Consider the following 1,218-nt stretch of genomic DNA (forward strand, 5'->3'; position numbering starts at 1 on the left):
TGGGCATCGCTTCATGCCGGCATAACCCTGTCGCGCAGGGTGGGATCGACCTTGCCGGCGATCATGACCCCCACCTTGGCGGCGGCGTCGGCCGGCAGGTGGTGCAAGGCATCCAGCAGGGACAGGATGCCCTTGCGCTCGGTCAGGAAGCCGAACAGCAGCAGGGTGACGCGGCCATCCGGCATCATGGCGGCCAGCGCCCGCTCCTCCGGCGTTTCGTTCACGAAGGGGTGCACGGGGTCGACCACGGTGCGCACCTTGTCCCCCTGGACATAGCGATCGTGGGCGTATGTCGGGAAATAGGGATCCAGCGTCAGCACCCGGTGGACCGCGGCGTTGCGCAGCATCAGGGGGTATAGCAAGGCCTTGCGCGCGTCGCGCAGCCATTCCTTGAGGGTGGGCTCGTAGCTGCCCAGCGCGCCATAATGGACGGACGGGCGGAACAGGATGCCGCACAGTCGGCGGCCGCCGGCGCCCAACGACAGGGCCAGCGGCAGCGTCAGGTGGTCCAGCGACAGGAAATGTCCGGCTTCCGATCCCGTGCGCTCCAGATACCGGCGCATGGTCCACCAGCGGGCGAAACCCCGCACGGGCAGCAGGGGGTGACGGCAGCGCGCCTGTTCCGCTGGATCCAGCGGCAGCACCCGCACCCGGTCCTGGCGGCTGGCGGCGCCGTCGGCGGCCAGTTCGTCATAAAGCTCGCGCGCCACGACGAAGGAGACGCGGTAATCCCGCTCATCGGCCGCGGCGAAGTGCATGAGGTGCTTCAGCCATTCGCAGGGATGACCCTCCGCGTCGGGCTCGAAGATCACGAAGGAACGGGGGCCGGTGGGGGCCGCCGGCGCCGGTGCCGCGGCCTCGGCCACCGGCGGACGCTTATTTGGCATAGAGCGCATCCAATCGCCGGACCAGTCCCCCCAGGACGCGGGACCGGGAATAGTGCTGTTCCACGAAACGCCGGCCGCGCTCGCCCAGTTCCCGCCGCAGGGGCGCGTCCCGCACCAGGCGCAGCACGGCCTCGGTGAAGGCCTCGGTATCGTGCGGCGGCACGCAGATGAAGGCGCCGCTGCGTTCCTGCAAATGCCACAGGGGGCTGTGCGGGTTGGCCGTGGTGACGAAGGGACGGCCCACGGCCATGATGTTGAAAATCTTGGAGGGGATGGCGAAGGCGGCGGACTGCCGGCTCTTGCGGCACCAGGTGGATGTCGCCCTCGGCCA

At 69.3% G+C, this 1,218-nt stretch carries 2 protein-coding genes; both read right to left on the reverse strand.

Features of this window, described 5'->3' with window-relative positions; all coding sequences use genetic code 11:
- Positions 1-11: 11 nt before the first annotated feature.
- Complete coding sequence (locus I55_RS26405) at positions 12-887, reverse strand: glycosyltransferase family 4 protein (protein ID WP_148293975.1); 876 nt, start codon at positions 885-887, stop codon at positions 12-14.
- A partial coding sequence (locus I55_RS26410) for a glycosyltransferase (protein WP_148293976.1) occupies positions 877-1,218 on the reverse strand: 342 nt, incomplete at its 5' end. The genes I55_RS26405 and I55_RS26410, both read right to left, overlap by 11 nt.

The sequence above is a fragment of the Azospirillum sp. B4 genome (assembly GCF_000333275.1).
Classification (GTDB): Bacteria; Pseudomonadota; Alphaproteobacteria; order Azospirillales; family Azospirillaceae; genus Nitrospirillum.

Excerpts from the sequence above, each read along its gene's own strand:
- I55_RS26405 (WP_148293975.1), bottom strand. The coding sequence starts at position 887 with ATGCCAAATAAGCGTCCGCCGGTGGCCGAGGCCGCGGCACCGGCGCCG.